This window comes from Streptomyces sp. NPDC026575 (genome assembly GCF_055567415.1).
The window spans coordinates 357,157-374,689 of record NZ_JBVHQM010000004.1; the positions used below are offsets into that span (position 1 = coordinate 357,157).

At 71.3% G+C, this 17,533-nt stretch carries 16 protein-coding genes; 8 read left to right on the forward strand and 8 right to left on the reverse strand.

All coding sequences use genetic code 11. The features are described 5' to 3' along the window. Positions 1-434: 434 nt before the first annotated feature. Together ACZ4NB_RS07760 and ACZ4NB_RS07765 are read left to right on the forward strand one after the other, a co-directional pair. The gene (locus tag ACZ4NB_RS07760; protein ID WP_033266590.1) at positions 435-1,115 is read left to right on the forward strand and encodes a response regulator transcription factor; all 681 of its coding nucleotides are present in this window, start codon (positions 435-437) and stop codon (positions 1,113-1,115) included. 6 nt (positions 1,116-1,121) lie between these two features. Beyond that, a complete protein-coding gene (locus ACZ4NB_RS07765) occupies positions 1,122-2,369 on the forward strand; it encodes an ATP-binding protein (RefSeq protein ID WP_467659111.1) in 1,248 nt (415 codons plus the stop codon). 10 nt (positions 2,370-2,379) lie between these two features. Here ACZ4NB_RS07765 and ACZ4NB_RS07770 read toward each other — a convergent pair whose 3' ends face one another. Together ACZ4NB_RS07770 and ACZ4NB_RS07775 are read right to left on the reverse strand one after the other, a co-directional pair. Next, complete coding sequence (locus tag ACZ4NB_RS07770; protein WP_467659113.1) at positions 2,380-2,895, reverse strand: GtrA family protein; 516 nt, start codon at positions 2,893-2,895, stop codon at positions 2,380-2,382. A gap of 135 nt (positions 2,896-3,030) precedes the next feature. Continuing rightward, positions 3,031-3,459, reverse strand: a complete 429-nt coding sequence (locus tag ACZ4NB_RS07775) for a protease inhibitor I42 family protein (RefSeq protein ID WP_467659114.1) — start codon at positions 3,457-3,459, stop codon at positions 3,031-3,033. Positions 3,460-3,643: 184 nt separating this feature from the next. Between ACZ4NB_RS07775 and ACZ4NB_RS07780 the strand changes: the two genes are divergently transcribed. The 3 genes from ACZ4NB_RS07780 to ACZ4NB_RS07790 are packed head-to-tail and all read left to right on the forward strand — an operon-like array spanning position 3,644 to position 6,584. Then, positions 3,644-4,816 (forward strand): 5-(carboxyamino)imidazole ribonucleotide synthase, encoded by a 1,173-nt coding sequence (locus ACZ4NB_RS07780; protein WP_467659198.1) that lies wholly within the window; start codon positions 3,644-3,646, stop codon positions 4,814-4,816. Next, complete coding sequence (gene purE / locus ACZ4NB_RS07785; protein ID WP_467659116.1) at positions 4,813-5,403, forward strand: 5-(carboxyamino)imidazole ribonucleotide mutase; 591 nt, start codon at positions 4,813-4,815, stop codon at positions 5,401-5,403. The genes ACZ4NB_RS07780 and purE overlap by 4 nt, the downstream gene beginning before the upstream one ends. Beyond that, positions 5,400-6,584, forward strand: coding sequence for a dipeptidase (locus tag ACZ4NB_RS07790; protein WP_467659117.1), 1,185 nt, complete (start codon positions 5,400-5,402; stop codon positions 6,582-6,584). The genes purE and ACZ4NB_RS07790 overlap by 4 nt, the downstream gene beginning before the upstream one ends. A gap of 411 nt (positions 6,585-6,995) precedes the next feature. Here ACZ4NB_RS07790 and ACZ4NB_RS07795 read toward each other — a convergent pair whose 3' ends face one another. Further along, entirely contained in the window at positions 6,996-8,336 is a 1,341-nt protein-coding gene (locus tag ACZ4NB_RS07795; protein WP_467659119.1) for a UDP-glucose dehydrogenase family protein, read from the reverse strand. Between the two features lie 209 nt (positions 8,337-8,545). Here ACZ4NB_RS07795 and ACZ4NB_RS07800 point away from each other — a divergent pair, with 209 nt between their 5' ends. After that, entirely contained in the window at positions 8,546-9,721 is a 1,176-nt protein-coding gene (locus tag ACZ4NB_RS07800) for an acyl-CoA dehydrogenase (protein ID WP_393499870.1), read from the forward strand. A 60-nt stretch (positions 9,722-9,781) separates the two neighbouring features. Here the strand turns inward: ACZ4NB_RS07800 and ACZ4NB_RS07805 are convergent, their stop codons facing one another. After that, positions 9,782-11,059, reverse strand: coding sequence for an LCP family protein (locus ACZ4NB_RS07805; protein ID WP_467659121.1), 1,278 nt, complete (start codon positions 11,057-11,059; stop codon positions 9,782-9,784). Positions 11,060-11,301: 242 nt separating this feature from the next. On the opposite strand from ACZ4NB_RS07805, the gene ACZ4NB_RS07810 reads away from it, so the two are divergent. Further along, the gene (locus ACZ4NB_RS07810) at positions 11,302-11,856 is read left to right on the forward strand and encodes an acyl-CoA thioesterase (protein WP_467659123.1); all 555 of its coding nucleotides are present in this window, start codon (positions 11,302-11,304) and stop codon (positions 11,854-11,856) included. Here ACZ4NB_RS07810 and ACZ4NB_RS07815 read toward each other — a convergent pair. From ACZ4NB_RS07815 to ACZ4NB_RS07825, 3 genes are all read right to left on the reverse strand, one after another. Continuing rightward, entirely contained in the window at positions 11,807-12,388 is a 582-nt protein-coding gene (locus ACZ4NB_RS07815) for a VanZ family protein (RefSeq protein ID WP_467659125.1), read from the reverse strand. The two genes, ACZ4NB_RS07810 and ACZ4NB_RS07815, sit on opposite strands and share 50 nt — an antisense overlap. 38 nt (positions 12,389-12,426) lie before the next feature. Then, entirely contained in the window at positions 12,427-12,885 is a 459-nt protein-coding gene (locus ACZ4NB_RS07820) for a hypothetical protein (protein WP_467659127.1), read from the reverse strand. Positions 12,886-12,955: 70 nt separating this feature from the next. Beyond that, positions 12,956-14,419, reverse strand: a complete 1,464-nt coding sequence (locus tag ACZ4NB_RS07825; RefSeq protein ID WP_467659129.1) for an LCP family protein — start codon at positions 14,417-14,419, stop codon at positions 12,956-12,958. Positions 14,420-14,694: 275 nt separating this feature from the next. Between ACZ4NB_RS07825 and ACZ4NB_RS07830 the strand changes: the two genes are divergently transcribed. Next, positions 14,695-15,729: a glycosyltransferase family 2 protein gene (locus tag ACZ4NB_RS07830; protein WP_467659131.1), complete on the forward strand. Its 1,035-nt coding sequence runs from the start codon at positions 14,695-14,697 to the stop codon at positions 15,727-15,729. A gap of 73 nt (positions 15,730-15,802) precedes the next feature. Here the strand turns inward: ACZ4NB_RS07830 and ACZ4NB_RS07835 are convergent, their stop codons facing one another. Then, entirely contained in the window at positions 15,803-17,497 is a 1,695-nt protein-coding gene (locus ACZ4NB_RS07835) for an LCP family protein (protein WP_467659133.1), read from the reverse strand. Positions 17,498-17,533: the final 36 nt, after the last annotated feature.

The window sequence follows — 17,533 nt, forward strand, 5'->3', positions numbered from 1 at the left end:
GTGGGGGTTGACCGGCACCGGTGCAGACATGCCCGCCCCCACGTCCGGGGGGTTCGGCACCACGCGAAGCGGTTCCGGCAGGACGGTCGTGCACCGGGATCCACGCCCCCCGTGCTGCTGCGCGGCGGACCCGGTCGTCAGGTCATTCACTGTGTTCAGGACTGGGTGTGCCAGCCTGCACACAACAGGGACCGCCGACTCCCGTTAAGAGTCAGGGTCCCGGAGTTGTGCGACGGACGTCCGGCCACCATACGTCGCGTTAACGCGCGTTTGTATACCGTGAGACAACGCTCACATTCGGGTCGGGAACCTTCCCTTGCCGCCCTTTCGAAGGGTCCGCAGCTCACGGCCGTGATGGCCGCGGAAACGGTCCGTCACGAGCCATCCGCGCTGGTCCGCCCCTCGGGTGCGATACATCGGACTACCATCGGGCCATGACCCGTGTACTGCTCGCCGAGGATGACGCGTCCATCTCGGAGCCGCTCGCCCGCGCACTGCGCCGCGAGGGTTACGAAGTCGAGGTGCGCGAGGACGGCCCGACGGCGCTCGACGCCGGTCTCCAGGGCAATATCGATCTCGTCGTCCTGGACCTGGGGCTGCCCGGTATGGACGGCCTGGAGGTCGCCCGCCGGCTGCGCAACGAAGGCCATTCCTTCCCCATCCTGGTGCTGACGGCTCGGGCCGACGAGGTGGACACCGTCGTCGGCCTGGACGCCGGCGCCGACGACTACGTCACCAAGCCCTTCCGGCTCGCCGAACTCCTCGCCCGCGTCCGGGCCCTGCTGCGCCGCGGCTCCACCGCCGAACCCCAGCAGCCGCCCGCCACCCACGGCGTACGGATCGACGTCGAGTCGCACCGCGCCTGGATGGGCGAGGAGGAACTCCAGCTCACGGCGAAGGAGTTCGACCTGCTGCGGGTACTGGTGCGCGACGCCGGCCGGGTCGTCACCCGCGACCAGCTGATGCGCGAGGTCTGGGACACCACGTGGTGGTCGTCCACCAAGACGCTGGACATGCACATCTCCTGGCTGCGCAAGAAGCTCGGGGACGACGCCGCCAACCCCCGCTATATCGCCACCGTCCGCGGTGTCGGCTTCCGCTTCGAAAAGAGCTAGGGGCCCGTGCGCCGTCGCCTGATCAACTCCACGCTCGCCGTGGTGCTCGTCGTGATCGCCGTCTTCGGCGTCTCGCTGGTGATCGTCGAGACCCGCACGATCCAGTCCGGTGCCCAGGAGAGCGTGTCGTCCGAAGCCGTCCGGCTCGTCGGGATCGTGGAGAGCCGGCTGGGCGGCGGCGAGAAGATCACCACGGACGTGCTCTCCGAGCAGATCACCGCCAAGCGGTACGCCGAGATCAGGGTGCCCGGCAAGGCGCCGATCGAGATCGGGCAGCGGCCCTCGGGCGATGTCATCGAGTCGACGGTGCGCGGGGACCGCGGCGAGTCCGTCACGGTCGAGGAGTCGCGTTCCACGATCAGCTCGGAGATCGGCCGGACGCTGCTGGTCATTCTGGCCGTGGCGGTGCTGGCGATCCTCGCGGCCGTCGTGCTGGCCGTCCGCCAGGGCCGCCGGCTGACCGCGCCGCTGACCGACCTCGCCGAGACCGCCGAGCGGCTCGGCTCGGGCGACCCGCGGCCCCGCCACCGCCGCTACGGCGTCCAGGAGCTGGACCGGGTCGCCGATGTGCTCGACGCCAGCGCCGAACGCATCGCCCGGATGCTGACCGCCGAACGGCGGCTGGCCGCGGACGCCTCCCATCAGCTGCGTACGCCGCTGACCGCGCTGTCCATGCGGCTGGAGGAGATCACCGTCACCGACGACCCGGAGACCGTGAAGGAAGAGGCCACCATCGCGCTGGCCCAGGTCGAGCGGCTGACCGACGTCGTCCAGCGGCTGCTGACCAACTCGCGGGATCCGCGCAGCGGCTCCGCGGTCGCCTTCGACCTCGACGAGGTGGTCAAGCAGCAGATCGAGGAGTGGCGGCCGGCCTACCGCAGCGCCGGGCGGGCCATCGTCCGCTCCGGCAAGAAGGGCCTGCGGGCCGTCGGCACACCGGGCGCGGTCGCCCAGGTGCTGGCCACTTTGATCGAGAACTCACTGATGCACGGCGACGGTACGGTCGCGCTGCGCACCCGCGTCACCGGCAACCAGGCGGTCGTCGAGGTCACCGACGCCGGACCGGGGGTCCCGCCGGACCTCGGCTCGCGGGTCTTCGAGCGGACCGTCTCCGGCCGCAACTCCACGGGCCTCGGGCTGGCCGTCGCCCGGGACCTCGCGGAGGCGGACGGCGGGCGGCTGGAGCTGCTCCAGCAGCATCCGCCGGTCTTCGCGCTCTTCCTGGCCCGCGAGGCGGACCCCGTCGAGGGGTGAGCGGCCCCGGCTACTTCCGGGAGCCGCTGCGCGGGTGCGACGGGCGGTGGGCGTCGTCGAGGAAGGACTCGGCGGTCTCTATCGCCTCCCGCGCGGGCAGCGTGCGGAAGACCCAGGTGCGGTAGGACCAGAAGCGGAAGAGCGTGGCGATGCCGATGCCGAGGAACTTGAAGACGTTGCTCTGCAGCCGGCTGTCCCAGCCGAACCCGTAGGTCGCGACGTAGAGCAGGCCGTTCTCGATGATCAGGCCGATCGCGCTGAACAGCAGGAAGAGCGTCAGTTCCTTGGTGCGCCCCTGCTTGTCGCGGTCGCGGTAGGTGAAGTAGCGGTAGCCGAGGTAGTTGGTGCCGGTCGCCACGATCGTCGCGATGATGCTGGCCCGGACGACGGGCACCTCGGTCAGCTGCCGTACGAGGTTGAACACCGCGAAGTTGACCACGACGCCCGCACCGCCGACCGCGCCGAACTTCACCAGCTCGCGAGTGAGCGCCTCCAGCTGCGTCCGCAGCGCGCTCCGTTCACTCATGGTGGTCGTTCAGCTCCCCGTTGTGGGCGGTGTCCGCGGCCGTCAACCCTGGTCCGCTCCCTCATGCTAACCACGCCTCGAACGGCGGTGCCCAACTCCCGGCCAATGTGTGCGGACGGCCCCAGGGGCGGGCGGTCAGCCGACGGTCACACGGAAGTTGAGGGTGCGGGCGCCCGGCTCCTCGGCGCCGGTGGCGCAGCTGCGGCAGCGCAGCAGCCGTAAGTCCGTACGGCCCGCACGGACCGCCTCGAAGTCGAGGTAGCGGGCGGGGCCGCCGCCGGACGGCGCGGCGTCGTCGGGGGCCTCGCGGGCACCGGCCGCTTCGAGGATGCCGGGGTCGGGGCGGGGCGGGGCGATGATCCAGTGGTAGCGGCCGGCCGGGTCGTCCTCGACCCGTACGCTGAAGCGGTCGCCGGCCTCGATCGCGATCTCGGTGTCGTCCGCGTCGAAGACCTTCGGTGCGGACAGCTGACTGACCACGGAGTGCACGGCGACCACCAGCGCGGCGATCGCCACGCCGATCACCAGCGCCCGGGCGCCCCTCGATATGCCACTGCTTTCCATCCGGCCTCCCCTTGGCCGGGCCGCAGCCCGGCACCGGTCGCACACCCGTGCCCGAGACTAATGGCCGATGTCGATCTTCACCGGCGATCTTCGAACGCGCGAACTCGGAGGATCATCCAAGCCGGGGTCGGGGCAGCAGCGCGGGGCGGATACCCTGGGGGGCGTGACGTTCCCGGTAGTCGGCATGGTCGGCGGCGGTCAGCTCGCCCGTATGACCCACGAGGCGGGTATCCCCCTCGGCATCAAGTTCAAGCTTCTCAGCGACACTCCGCAGGATTCGGCGGCCCAGGTGGTCAGCGAAGTCGTCATCGGCGACTACCGCGATCTGGACACGCTGCGCTCCTTCGCGCGCGGCTGCGATGTGATCACTTTCGATCACGAGCACGTCCCCACCGAGCATTTGCGGGCCCTGGAGGCCGACGGCATCCCCGTCCGGCCCGGTCCCGACGCGCTGGTGCACGCCCAGGACAAGGGGGTGATGCGCGCCAAGCTGGACGCGATCGGCGTCCCCTGCCCGCGCCATCGCATCGTCTCCGACCCCGCGGACGTGGCGCGCTTCGCGGCGGAAATCAGCGGGGGCGGCGCGGAGCGCCTCGATGAGGGGCGGTGGCCGGGTGACGGGTCGGGCGGCTTCCCGGTGGTCCTCAAGACCGTCCGCGGCGGCTATGACGGCAAGGGAGTCTGGGTCGTGCGATCCTCCAAGGAGGCCGAGGAGCCCTTCCGTGCGGGGGTGCCCGTCCTCGCGGAGGAAAAGGTGGAATTCGCCCGCGAACTGGCCGCCAACATCGTCCGCTCACCGCACGGCCAGGCCGTCGCCTACCCGGTCGTGGAGTCCATCCAGGTCGACGGCGTCTGCGACACCGTGATCGCGCCGGCACCCGACCTCGACCCCGAGCTGGCCGGCCGGGCCCAGGAGCTGGCGCTGCGGATCGGCAAGGAGCTGGAGGTCGTCGGCCACCTCGCCGTCGAGCTCTTCGAGACCGCCGACGGCCGCATCCTCGTCAACGAGCTGGCCATGCGCCCGCACAACTCCGGCCACTGGACCCAGGACGGCGCGATCACCTCGCAGTTCGCCAACCACGTCCGTGCCGTGCTCGACCTCCCGCTCGGCGATCCGCGCCCGCGCGCCCGCTGGACGGTCATGGCCAACGTCCTCGGCGGCGACTACCCCGACATGTACTACGCGTACCTGCACTGCATGGCACGGGACCCGCAGCTGAAGATCCATATGTACGGCAAGGACGTCAAGCCCGGCCGTAAGGTCGGACACGTCAACACCTACGGCGACGACCTGGCGGATGTGCGCGAGCGCGCCGCACACGCCGCCGGCTACCTGCGAGGAACGATCACCGAATGACTTCATCCCGCCCGTCGCCCGACCGCCGCCCCTCGACGAGCGCCGACGCGCGCCCCTCTGATCTCCCCGTGATCGGCATCGTCATGGGCTCCGACTCCGACTGGCCCGTGATGGAGGCCGCCGCCCAGGCTCTCGCCGAGTTCGAGATCCCCTACGAGGTCGACGTCGTCTCGGCCCACCGCATGCCGCGCGAGATGGTCGCGTACGGCGAGGGCGCCGCCGATCGTGGCCTGAAAGCGATCATCGCCGGCGCCGGAGGAGCCGCCCACCTCCCCGGGATGCTCGCCTCGGTCACCCCGCTGCCGGTCATCGGCGTCCCGGTCCCGCTGAAGTACCTCGACGGGATGGACTCGCTGCTGTCCATCGTGCAGATGCCGGCCGGTGTGCCGGTCGCCACGGTCTCGGTCGGCGGCGCCCGCAACGCCGGACTCCTCGCCGCCCGGATCCTCGCCGCCCACGACCCCGAACTCCTCGCCCGGATGCGCGACTTCCAGCAGGAGCTGAACGAGCAGGCCACCGAGAAGGGCAAGCGGCTGCGCAACAAGGTCGCCACCCCCAACGGCTTCGGCTTCGGCGGCGCCAAGTGAGCTCCTCGCTGGAGGAGGCCCGGGCCCTGCTCGCCCGCTGGCCCGTCGTCGACGGCCACAACGACCTGCCCTGGGCACTGCGCGAACAGGTCCGCTACGACCTCGACCGGCGCGATATCGCCGCCGACCAGTCCGCGCATCTGCACACCGACCTGCCGCGGCTGCGGGCCGGCGGCGTCGGCGCGCAGTTCTGGTCGGTGTACGTACGCGCCGACTACGCGGGCGACACGGCGGTCAGCGCCACCCTCGAACAGATCGACGTCGTACGGCAGTTGACCGACCGCTACCCGGACGAACTGCGGCTGGCGCACACCGCCGACGAGATGGAGGCCGCCCGCGCCGAGGGCCGCATCGCCTCCCTCATGGGCGCCGAGGGCGGCCACTCCATCAACAACTCGCTGGCCACGCTGCGCGCGCTGTACCGACTCGGCGTGCGCTATATGACGCTCACCCACAACAGCACCATCGACTGGGCGGACTCCGCCACCGACGAGCCGCGCCACCAGGGCCTGAGCGCCTTCGGCGAGGAGGTCGTCCGCGAGATGAACCGCTGCGGGATGCTGGTCGACCTCTCGCACGTCTCGGCCGACACCATGCGCGACGCGCTGCGGGTCAGCACCGCACCGGTGATCTTCTCGCACTCCTCCGCCCGCGCTGTCTGCGACCACCCGCGCAACATCCCCGACGACGTGCTCGCCCAGCTGCCCGCCAACGGCGGCGTCGCGATGGCCACCTTCGTCCCGAAGTTCGTGCTGCCCGAGGCCGTCGAGTGGACGCTGCGCGCCGACGAGAACATGCGCGCCCACGGTCTGCACCACCTCGACACCACCGAGGCGGGCATGGCGGTCCAACGGGCCTTCGAGGCCGCCGATCCGCGGCCCCGAGCCACCGCGGCCACCGTCGCCGACCACCTCGACCACATGCGCGAGGTCGCCGGCGTCGACCACATCGGCATCGGCGGCGACTTCGACGGCACCGCCTTCACCCCGGACGGCCTGGCCGACGTGGCGGGCTACCCGAACCTGCTCGCCGAACTCCTGGACCGCAACTGGTCCCCGTCCGACCTGGCCAAGCTGACCTGGCAGAACGCGGTGCGGGTGCTCCGCGCGGCGGAGGACGTGTCCCGGTCGGAGCGGAGGCGACGGGGGCCGTCGCATGCAACGATCGCGGAGCTCGGTTAGCCCGTCCGCTGCGCTTGGCCCGCCTCCCACGTTTTCGGCTGTCCCGCCGTGGGGGTTTCTCTGGGTTCGCCTGCGGCGGGCTGTTGCCGCTGCGCGGGGCTTTCGGGTGCCGGTGTCGGGCCGGAGGGGTAGGGGTTCCGGACTGCTGCGCTTTACGTCCGGAACCCCTACCCCTCCGGCCCGCCCCCTCCCGTGGATGGGTGGGAAAAGAGCGTAGGGGCGTGCGTCAGCCTTCGTGCGCGCGCGGTCGACAGATGAGGCCCGCCCCCACCGGCCTCCCCAACCCCCACCCACGGGAGGGGGCAGACCGTAGGACGGAGTCCGTAGGGCTGTCACCGCACCCGACAAACAACCGCCCGCCGCAGGCGAACCAAGCGAAACCACCACGGCGGGAAAGCCGACAACGTGGGATTACGCCTTCGGGCGTCCCAGCGCCCGATACGTCCAGCCCGCCTTGCGCCACAGCTGGGCGTCCAGCGCGTTGCGGCCGTCCAGGATGCGGCGCTCGGCGACGACCTCGGCCAGGGCGGCCGGATCCAGTTCGCGGAACTCCCGCCACTCCGTGAGGTGGAGCACGACGTCGGCGCCGCGTACGGCGTCCAGGGCGGTGTCGGCGTACCCCAGCGTCGGGAAGACGCGCCTCGCGTTGTCCATGCCCTTGGGGTCGTAGACGGTGACCTGGCCGCCCTGGAGGTGGATCTGGCCGGCGACGTTGAGCGCGGGGGAGTCGCGTACGTCGTCCGAGTCGGGCTTGAAGGTGGCGCCGAGGACGGCGACCCGCTTGCCGAGGAAGCCGCCGCCGACCGCGTCGCGGGTCAGCTCGACCATGTGGCCGCGGCGGCGCATGTTGATCGAGTCGATCTCGCGCAGGAACGTCAGCGCCTGGTCGGCGCCGAGCTCGCCGGCGCGCGCCATGAAGGCCCGCAGGTCCTTGGGCAGGCAGCCGCCGCCGAAGCCGATGCCGGCGCGCAGGAACTTGTTGCCGATCCGCTCGTCGTGCCCGATCGCCTCGGCCAGCTTCACCACGTCGCCGTCGGCCGCCTCGCACACCTCGGCCATCGCGTTGATGAAGGAGATCTTCGTCGCCAGGAAGGAGTTGGCGGAGGTCTTGACCAGCTCGGCCGTCGGGTAGTCCATGACGATGAACGGCGAGCCCTCGGCGATCGGCGTGGCGTACACCTCGCGCAGCACCTCCTCGGCCCGCTCGCCGCCCACTCCGGCCACGATCCGGTCCGGGTGCAGGGTGTCGTCGACGGCGAAGCCCTCGCGCAGGAACTCGGGGTTCCAGGCCAGCTCGGCCGCCGCCCCGGCCGGGGCGTTCTCCGCCAGCCGCTTCGCGAGCCGGGCGGCGCTGCCCACCGGGACCGTCGACTTGCCGACCACCAGGGCCGGGCGGGTCAGATGCGGCGCCAGCGCGTCGAAGGCGCTCTCCACGTAACTCATGTCGCAGGCGTACTCACCGTGCTTCTGCGGGGTGTTCACGCAGACGAAGTGCACATCGCCGAACGCCCCGACCTCCTCGTAGGAGGTGGTGAAGCGCAGCCGGCCGCTGGAGCCCTCGATCCCGGCGACATGGCGGCGCAGCAGCTCCTCCAGGCCCGGCTCGTACATCGGGACCTCGCCGCGCTGCAGCATCTCGATCTTCTCGGGGACCACATCGAGCCCCAGCACCTCGAAGCCGAGCTCGGCCATGGCCGCGGCGTGGGTGGCGCCAAGGTAGCCGGTGCCGATCACGGTGATCTTGAGGGCCATGGATGCTCCAGACGCATACTGAGGAAAACGGCGCTGACCGAGCATAGTCGCGCCTGGAACGGTCGACTCCAGCCCTCGCGGGAGCAGCTCTGTAACTGTCGGCAACCTCACGTATCCGCAGGCCGGGGTCGGCACCTAGAATCCGGAGAGGTAAAGGGTTACTTAACGGTAGTTAGCACTGCCGGGAGCTCACAGGGGAGTGAGAGTTAGTGGCGGGATCCGCTGATTTCGATCTGTACCGGCCGTCGGAGGAGCACGACATGCTCCGTGAGTCGGTGCGCTCGCTCGCCGAGGCGAAGATCGCGCCGTTCGCCGCCGCGGTGGACGAGGAGGCCCGCTTCCCCCAGGAGGCGCTCGACGCGCTGGTCGCCAACGACCTGCACGCCGTCCACGTACCGGAGGCATACGGCGGCGCCGGCGCCGACGCGCTGGCCACCGTCATCGTGATCGAGGAGGTGGCGCGGGTGTGCGCCTCGTCCTCGCTGATCCCGGCGGTCAACAAGCTCGGTTCGCTGCCGGTGATCCTCTCCGGTTCCGAGGAGCTGAAGAAGAAGTACCTGGGACCGCTCGCCAAGGGCGACGCGATGTTCTCGTACTGCCTGAGCGAGCCGGACGCCGGCTCCGACGCGGCCGGCATGAAGACCAAGGCCGTACGCGACGGCGACTACTGGGTGCTGAACGGCGTCAAGCGCTGGATCACCAACGCCGGCGTCAGCGAGTACTACACGGTCATGGCCGTGACCGATCCCGAGAAGCGCTCCAGGGGCATCAGCGCGTTCGTGGTGGAGAAGGGCGACGAGGGCGTCTCCTTCGGTGCCCCGGAGAAGAAGCTCGGCATCAAGGGCTCGCCGACCCGCGAGGTCTACCTGGACAACGTCCGCATCCCCGCCGACCGCATGATCGGTGCGGAGGGCACGGGCTTCGCCACGGCGATGAAGACCCTGGACCACACCCGCATCACCATCGCGGCCCAGGCCCTCGGCATCGCCCAGGGCGCCCTGGACTACGCCAAGGGCTACGTCCAGGAGCGCAAGCAGTTCGGCAAGCCGATCGGCGACTTCCAGGGCGTCCAGTTCATGCTCGCCGACATGGCCATGAAGCTGGAGGCGGCCCGTCAGCTCACCTACGCCGCGGCCGCCCGCTCCGAGCGGATATCCGCCGGCGGCAAGGGCGAGGACCTGACCTTCTTCGGCGCCGCGGCCAAGTGCTACGCCTCCGACGCGGCCATGGAGATCACCACGGACGCCGTCCAGCTGCTCGGCGGCTACGGCTACACCCGTGACTACCCGGTCGAGCGGATGATGCGGGACGCCAAGATCACCCAGATCTACGAGGGCACGAACCAGGTGCAGCGGATCGTGATGGCGCGCAACCTGCCGCAGTAGCGGGCGCGACGAAAGGGCCCCGGACCGCGAGCGAGGTCCGGGGCCCTTTCGTCATGCCGGTCAGTCGCCGGAGACGGTGACCTTCTCGTCGTTCTTCAGCTGGCCGACCAGCTGCTGGAGCTTGGCCTTGTCCCAGACGAGGTTGCCGCCGTTGCTGCCGGAGACCGGCATGTTCATCGACTTGCCGTCGCCGCCCGTGACGTCCTTCATCGCGAAGAACATCTGGCCCAGGTCCCACAGGCTCATGTCCTTGTCGACGATCAGCGTGTCCAGGCCGGCGCTCATCGTCGGGTAGAGCTTGAAGGGGTTCAGGACGGTGCCCGGGGTGGCGGTCTGGCTCGCCAGGGTGGCCAGGAACTTCTGCTGGTTCTTGGTGCGCTCCAGGTCCTGGGTCGCGAAGGCGTGCCGGGTGCGGACGAAGGCGAGCGCCTGCTGGCCGTCGAGGGTCTGCTTGCCGGCCTTGAAGTCGGCGCCGGAGTCCTTGTCCTTGAACCCCTTGGGGATGTCCATCTCGACGCCGCCGATGGCGTCCACGATGTTGGCGAAGCCGGCGAAGCCGATCTCGACGTAGTGGTCGATGTGCAGCTTGGTGTTGTACTCGACGGTGCGCACCAGCAGCTCCGGCCCGTCCTCGGCGTAGGCCGCGTTGAGCTTGGTGTGCCGGCCGGTGCCCGGGTACTTCTTGCCGGAGTCGGAGCCGACGAAGGACGGGATCTCGACGTCCGAGTCGCGCGGCAGCGAGATCAGCGTGGGGCCGTTGCTGCCGTCGTGCAGGATCATCATCGAGTCGGTCCGCTTGCCCTCGGCGGAGCCGGTGTGCAGCTTCTTCTTGTCCTCGGCGGACATGCCCTCGCGGCTGTCGGAGCCGACGATCAGGTAGTTCGTGCCGTCGCCCTCCTCCGGCCGCTCGATGACCTTGCTGAGGTCGACCTGGCGGCGGAGCTTGCCGTCGGCCCAGAAGTATGTGGCGACCGAGGCGACCAGCAGCACCGCGACCAGGGCGATGAGGGTCCGCTTGATGCGCCGGCCCCACTGGGGGCGCGGCCGGCCGCCGCCGTAGCCGTCGTCGTAGCCACCGCCGCCGCCACCGCGACCGCCGCCGTAGACCTGGCCGGTGTTGTAACCGTCGTCGTAGCCCTGGGACTGCTGCGGCGGCACGGTCGCTCCCCGGCGCGGGGACATCGACGGCGGCATCGGGGGCTCCTGCCGCTGATAGCCGGGGCCTGCGTCGCGCCTCACCTGGGGCATGGCGCGCGCGCCTTCCGGATCGCCGCTGCTGCCGCGTCCGTACCGGTTGCCGTTCTGGTCGCCGGACCACCCATTGGGCCACTCATTCATACCGGGAAGTGTGCATGCCACAGGGGGGTGCCCCATAGGGCGGGTGCCGGATCGGGTCAGGGCTGTTGCAGAGCTGATGCAAAGCCACGGCGGCCTTCCGCCGCATACCCGAAGGGGCCGTGACCATTCCGGCGGGGCCGAACGGAAGCATCTATTCCGGATAGTTTCCGGCGGGGACCAGGAGACCTGTGTCACGTACCAGGCGGGGCGATGGCCCTTCGGTCGCCGCTTAGGCTGGCCGCATGACCGAACTCGTCACCAACGACCCCGACGGTGAGATCGTGGGCAAGCCCACCTCCGTGTCCCGCATCACGCTCAGCCACATCATGACGGCCGGCGACACGAACCTGCTGGGGACCGTGCACGGCGGCGTGATCATGAAACTCGTCGACGATGCGGCGGGCGCGGTGGCCGGGCGGCACTCCGGCGGGCCGGCCGTGACCGCCTCCATGGACGAGATGGCCTTCCTGGAGCCGATCCGGATCGGCGACCTCGTCCATGTGCGCGCCCAGGTCAACTGGACCGGCCGCTCCTCGATGGAGGTCGGCGTACGGGTCCTGGCCGAGCGCTGGAACGAGTCCAGCCCGGCCCAGCAGGTCGGCTCCGCCTACCTCGTCTTCGCCGCCGTCGACGAGCACGGCAAGCCGCGCCAGGTGCCGCCGGTGCTCCCCGAGACCGAGCGGGACAAGCGCCGCTACCAGGAGGCGCAGATCCGCCGCACGCACCGCCTCGCCCGGCGCCGCGCGATCAAGGAGCTGCGCGAACGGCGCGCCGCGGAAGGCCTCGACGGCGCATAACGGCCGCGGCCAGCTGGCCGAGCAGGGTCAGCCCCGCGCCGACGACGGTGCCGGCCGCCGCGCACAGCACATCGTCGATATCGGCGATCCGCCCGGCCCGCATCAGCAGCTGCGCCGTCTCGATGGCCAGGCACAGGCCCACCCCCAGCAGGAACGCCGCGGCCAGCGGGGTGCGCGGCGCGGCGAACCGCAGCAGCAGCGGTACCGGCACGAACAGCGCGGCGTTGGCCACCTGCCGCCGCACCAGCATGCCCAGCTCGCCGGGTTCGAGCTGGGCGCCCAGCTCGAACAGGCCCTCACCGGGCCGCCACCACACCGTCGCGTCCCCGGAGCCGATCGGCTGGGTCGGCGCCAGCGTCGCCACCAGGAGCACCAGCAGCCAGAGGCCCAGCAGCACCCGGGCGGTGGTGCGCGGCCGGCCGTCCGCGGGGACGGCGGCGGCCCACAGGGCGAAGGCGGCCGCCAGGGCCAGCGCCACGATGAGGAAGAGCGTCACCGTGGTGGGGGTGACACCCAGCACAACCTGCCACACGACGCGCACCTTTCACGAAAGTCCGGGCATACCGGACGTCAGCTGCAGCTCCATTTTGTGACGTAGACCGTCTCCCCGTGCTCCATGACGCCCCGGATGCATTCGTCCGAGAGCATCTCCACCCGGCCGCTCAGCGTGACCGCGCCGCCCCGTGTCCGCCCGGTGCCGAACCAGCCGGGGAAGGCGGTGATACGGGCGTTCTTGCGCTGATAGCCGAGCCGCACGGAGAGCTCGCCCAGGCCGGTCGCCGCCCCCTGCCGGCGGTAGGTCGCGGTGTACATGCCGTCGGCCCCCACCGGGCCGCGCAGACACAGCTGGCCGCGGACCAGGTCCCCGCAGCCGGTCGGGGCGGCGGGCGCCGGGGGAGCCGCCGCGGCGGTGGCCACGACCAGGCACATCGCCGCGACGGCCACCGACACCCGGCGCGCGGAGCGGCGCGCGTCGGGACGGCTCGCGGGCGGCCTGGGCGCGGTGCGGCGGGGCGCGGGGACACTCATGCCGGACCCTCGCTCCGCTCGTCGCCGCCGCGAAACCCGCACCTCTCGCCCATGAGCTCACGTCGTCCGCTCATGGGCACACGGCCTCATCGCCGGTGATCGCCGAGATCCCGCCCGGCCGCTGCCCCGGCTCCTCGGCCCGCACCCGCCGCACCGTGTGGTGCTGCCGGCCGACCGTCACCCGCATCACCGGCCCCTGCCCGGCCACCGGGCGCAGCCGCGCGCCCGGCAGCGCGGCGAGCAGCGAACGGGCCGAGCGGTCCCAGCGCGGGTCGTAGGCGATGACCGTACGGGCCACCGCGCCGGGGGAGCGGGTGGGGGCGCCGGTGACGGCGAACCCGGTGGCCCGCAGCGCGCCGGCCACCGAGGTCCCCCGCCCCGCCCGGTCGCTGCCGTCGTAGACCTTCACCTTCACCTGGTCCGGCGGTACCTCCACGGCCGTGGCGCGCGGCTCCTTGTGCTCGCGGTGCACCGCGATCGGCCGGTCCTCGCGGATCGCCTGGAACAGCTTCGGCGCCCGCACCGGATCCCACCGCACCGTCGAGCCGACCCCCGGCACCGGCTGCGCCAGATCGGCCAGCGGTACGGAGGTGAACTCCGAGGACGACGGGGTGAAGCCGCGCATCGCCTGCCCGAGGTCGACCAGGTCGTTGGCCCCGAAGCCCGAGTCGGCGCGTACGGACTTGAGCATCGTGTCGGCGACGTCCTTGAAGCGGATCGGGTTCATCAGCACTCCGGAGGAGGTGATCTTGTGGATGAGGGCGGCCAGGAAGCGCTGCTGGCGCTGCATCCGGCCGAGGTCGGCGGAGCCGTCGATATGCCGCGAGCGCACGTACTGCAGCGCCCGGCCGCCGTTGAGCTGCGACTTGCCGACCGGCAGATCCAGCCCCGTATAGCTGTCGCGCAGCGGACGTGCGGTGCAGATCTCCACCCCGCCCACCGCGTCCACGCCGTGCATGAAGCTGGTGAAGTCGACCTCCAGGTAGTGGTCGATATGCACCCCCGTCATGTGCTCGACGGTCCGCACGGTCAGGTTGGGGCCGCCCTCCGCGTACGCCGCGTTCAGCTTGATGGCGTGCTGGGCGCGCTGCCGGCCGGTGGCGGCGTCCTGGTGGGCGGGCACCTCGGCGTAGGAGTCGCGCGGCAGGCTGACGACGCTGGCGCGGTCGCGGTCGGCGGAGAGGTGCACCAGCATCAGCGTGTCGGTGCAGTGGCAGGGCGCACCGCCCAGCCGGTACTTCGCCTTCTCCTGCGGGGTGAGCCGGTCGCGGCCGTCGGTGCCCACGACCAGGAAGTTCAGCCCGTCGCCGCCGCCCGGCCGGTTGCTCATCCCGGTGAAGGCGTCCACCCGCCCGATGCCGCGTTCCACGCCGGTCACCATCGCGTGCCCGACGCCGCTCGCGGCCAGCAGCAGCACGGACGCGACGGCGCTGCTCCGCAGTCCCCACCGGGGGCCGGACGGCCGCCGGGACGCGGCCGCCCGGGCGGACCGGCGTCGCCCGGCCGGGCGGGGGGAGCGGAACGGCGCGGTCACGGGGGACACCTCCGCGGCTGGCCGGGCGTGATCGGCGCCCGGCGGGGGAGCGGTCGGGGTAGTGGCGAGTGACGAACAGGGATGAATCTGGAGAGAACACCGTAGGTCAATATGATCTGCTGCAAAGCGCCACACGCCGGTCATCGACCGCCCGGCCACCCGACCGCGTCCGACCCGGTCCGCCATTCGCGGTAACGTGAGGCGCGATACCGCAGTCACCCGGCGGGCGCCGCCGTCCCTGGCGGCTCCGTCACGGGCCGTACCCCCGAGGAACCATGCCGCAGCAGCAGCCCCCGGCCGTCTCCGTGATCATGCCGGTGCTCAATGAGGAACGTCACCTGCGCAATTCGGTCCGGCACATCCTGGAGCAGGAGTACGCCGGCGAGATGGAGGTGGTGATCGCCCTCGGCCCGTCCACGGACCGCACCGACGAGATCGCCGCCGAGCTGGTGGCCGAGGACGCCCGGGTGCACACCGTGCCGAACCCGACCGGCCGCACCCCCGCCGCGCTCAACGCCGCCATCAAGGCATCCCGCCACCCCATCGTCGTACGCGTCGACGGCCACGGCATGCTCTCGCCCAACTACATCGCCACCGCCGTGCGCCTCCTGGAGGAGACCGGCGCGGCGAACGTCGGCGGCATCATGCACGCCGAGGGCGAGAACGCCTGGGAGGAGGCGGTCGCCGCCGCGATGACCTCCAAGATCGGTGTCGGCAACGCCGCCTTCCACACGGGCGGCCAGGCCGGCCCCGCCGAGACGGTCTACCTCGGCGTCTTCCGCCGGGAGGCCCTGGAGCAGCAGGGCGGCTACAACGAGGAGTTCATCCGCGCCCAGGACTGGGAGCTGAACTTCCGCATCCGCGAGGCCGGCGGCCAGATCTGGTTCTCGCCGGAGCTGAAGGTCCAGTACCGCCCCCGGCCGAGCATCAGGGCGCTGGCCAAGCAGTACAAGGACTACGGCAAGTGGCGCCATGTCGTCGCCCGCTACCACTCCGGCTCGATCAACCTGCGCTACCTGGCGCCGCCGACCGCGGTCGGCGCCATCGCAGCGGGCGTCCTGGTCGGCGCGACCCTCACGCCCTGGGGCTTCGCCGTCCCGGCCGGCTATCTGGCGGCCATCACCGCGGGCTCGCTGCCCGCCGGCAAGGGACGCTCGCTCAAGGCCCGCGCCCAGATCCCGGTGGCGCTGGCCACCATGCACATGTCCTGGGGCGTCGGCTTCCTGACCAGCCCCCGCTCCCTGGCCAGGCGGGTCATCGCCAGCCGCCGCCCGGCGGTCGTGCGGCCGGCGACCGGGGCGCAGCAGTAGCCGGTCCCGCCGGGGCGGCCCGCAGGTGCGCCCCGGCTCGGCTCCGGGCCCGTGACGACGCCGGGCGGCACCCCTAGAAGGTGTACTGCGGATTCACCTTCATGCATGCCTTGGTGTTCTCGCCGTTGAGGGCGTCCGCGCTCTCCGGGGCCTTGTCGGTGGCCTTGCCGCCGGGCTTCTTCGGGTACGTGGAGCCGGCGCGCCAGTCGTTGCCGATCACCAGCCGCATACCGGTGGCCGAACTCGACTCCCGGACGGCGCTCTTGGGCAGGCCGAGCGCCTTGGCCACGGCCAGTGCGTCACCCCGCCGGGACGCGTCGTGGTAGGTGATCGTGGTGTCGGCCTGGCTGGTCAGGACGGAGTTGGTGGAGGCCGCGGTGTAGCCGAGGCCCGCCAGCCGCTGCTGGATGTCAAAGGCGCGGCCGGAGGCCGGTCCGTTCACCGTGCTGCCGGTGCCGTTCTGCACCACAACGTCCAGCTGGCCCTTGGCAGTTGACGGCTTCGGGTCCGGCGTCGCCTTCTTCTTCTGGCCCTTGCCGTCCAGCGCGGTGTCGCTGCGCAGCATCGCGAAGGTCGTCTCCGCGTCGCCCGGCTTGGGTACGACGTACGACTCGCCGGGGCCGTACTGCCAGGGCATGGTCACCATCGTGATGCGCTTGGTCGGCACCCGGCTCAGGTCACCGCCCAGGTCGTAGAGCTTCTTGACGGTGTCGAGGCCGTCGTCGACGACCAGCGCCTTGGTCGCCGCCTCCGCCAGATCGCGCAGCTCCCCGGGGTTGGTGAGCTTGGCGTCCGACTTCAGCTGGCGGACCATCGAGTTCATGTACATGTGCTGGGCCTTGGCCCGGCCGATGTCGGTGTTGTCCTCGAAGCCGTAACGGGTGCGCAGCCACTGCAGTGCCTGGACGCCCTTGACGGGGTGGGTGCCCTTGGTGAGCCGCAGCCCGCTGCCGTGCCCCTTGCTGTCGTGCGAGTAGACGTTGTTGTCCACGCAGACCGGGACCCCGCCGATGGCGTCCGCCATGGACACCACGCCGGAGAAGTCGACCATCATGAAGTGGTCGATGTAGATGCCGGTCAGCTCCTGCCAGGTGGCCAGCGTGCAGCCCGGACCGCCGTGCTGGAGCGACTCGTTGATGGCACTGGTGGTCTGCGGGTAGACCTCGTGGGTCTTGGGGTCGGTGCACTTGGGGATCGTCACCCGGGTGTCCCGGGGGATGGAGATCACCGACATGTTGCTGCGGTCGGCGGAGACGTGCAGCAGCATCTGCACATCCGCCAGCGGCTTGCGGTCCGCGTCCTGCCGGGCGCCGCCGAGCTCGATGTTCTTCTCGCTGTTGCGGCCGTCCGAGCCCAGCAGCAGGATGTTCAGCGGGCTCTGCCCGAAGGCGTTGGGGTCCGGCTTCTTCAGGCCGCCGCCGCCCAGGGACCGGGGTGCCTTGCGGAGGTTGCCGTTGAGGTGCTCGTAGTACCAGTAGCCGGCGCCCGCCGCGCCCACTATGAGCACGGCGAGGCTCAGGGCGGTCCAGCGCAGCGCCTTGCGGCCCTTGCCGCGGCGCGGCCGGCCCCCCTTGCGGTGGCCGCCGCCCTCCGCCGGCGCATCCCCGTCACCGGCCGGTACGTCGCCGCCCTCGGCGGGAGTCCAGCCGGGGGCGTCCGGAGGCAGCCCCTTGTCCTCGTAGAGGCTGTCGTCCCAGCCCAACTCCTGTGCGTCCGGCTCGCGCCGGCGCCGCCGTGATCTGTCGCCACGCACACTGCTCTGCCGCAATTGGGCCCTCTCCCCGTTGTCAGTTCGGCGGTGCGC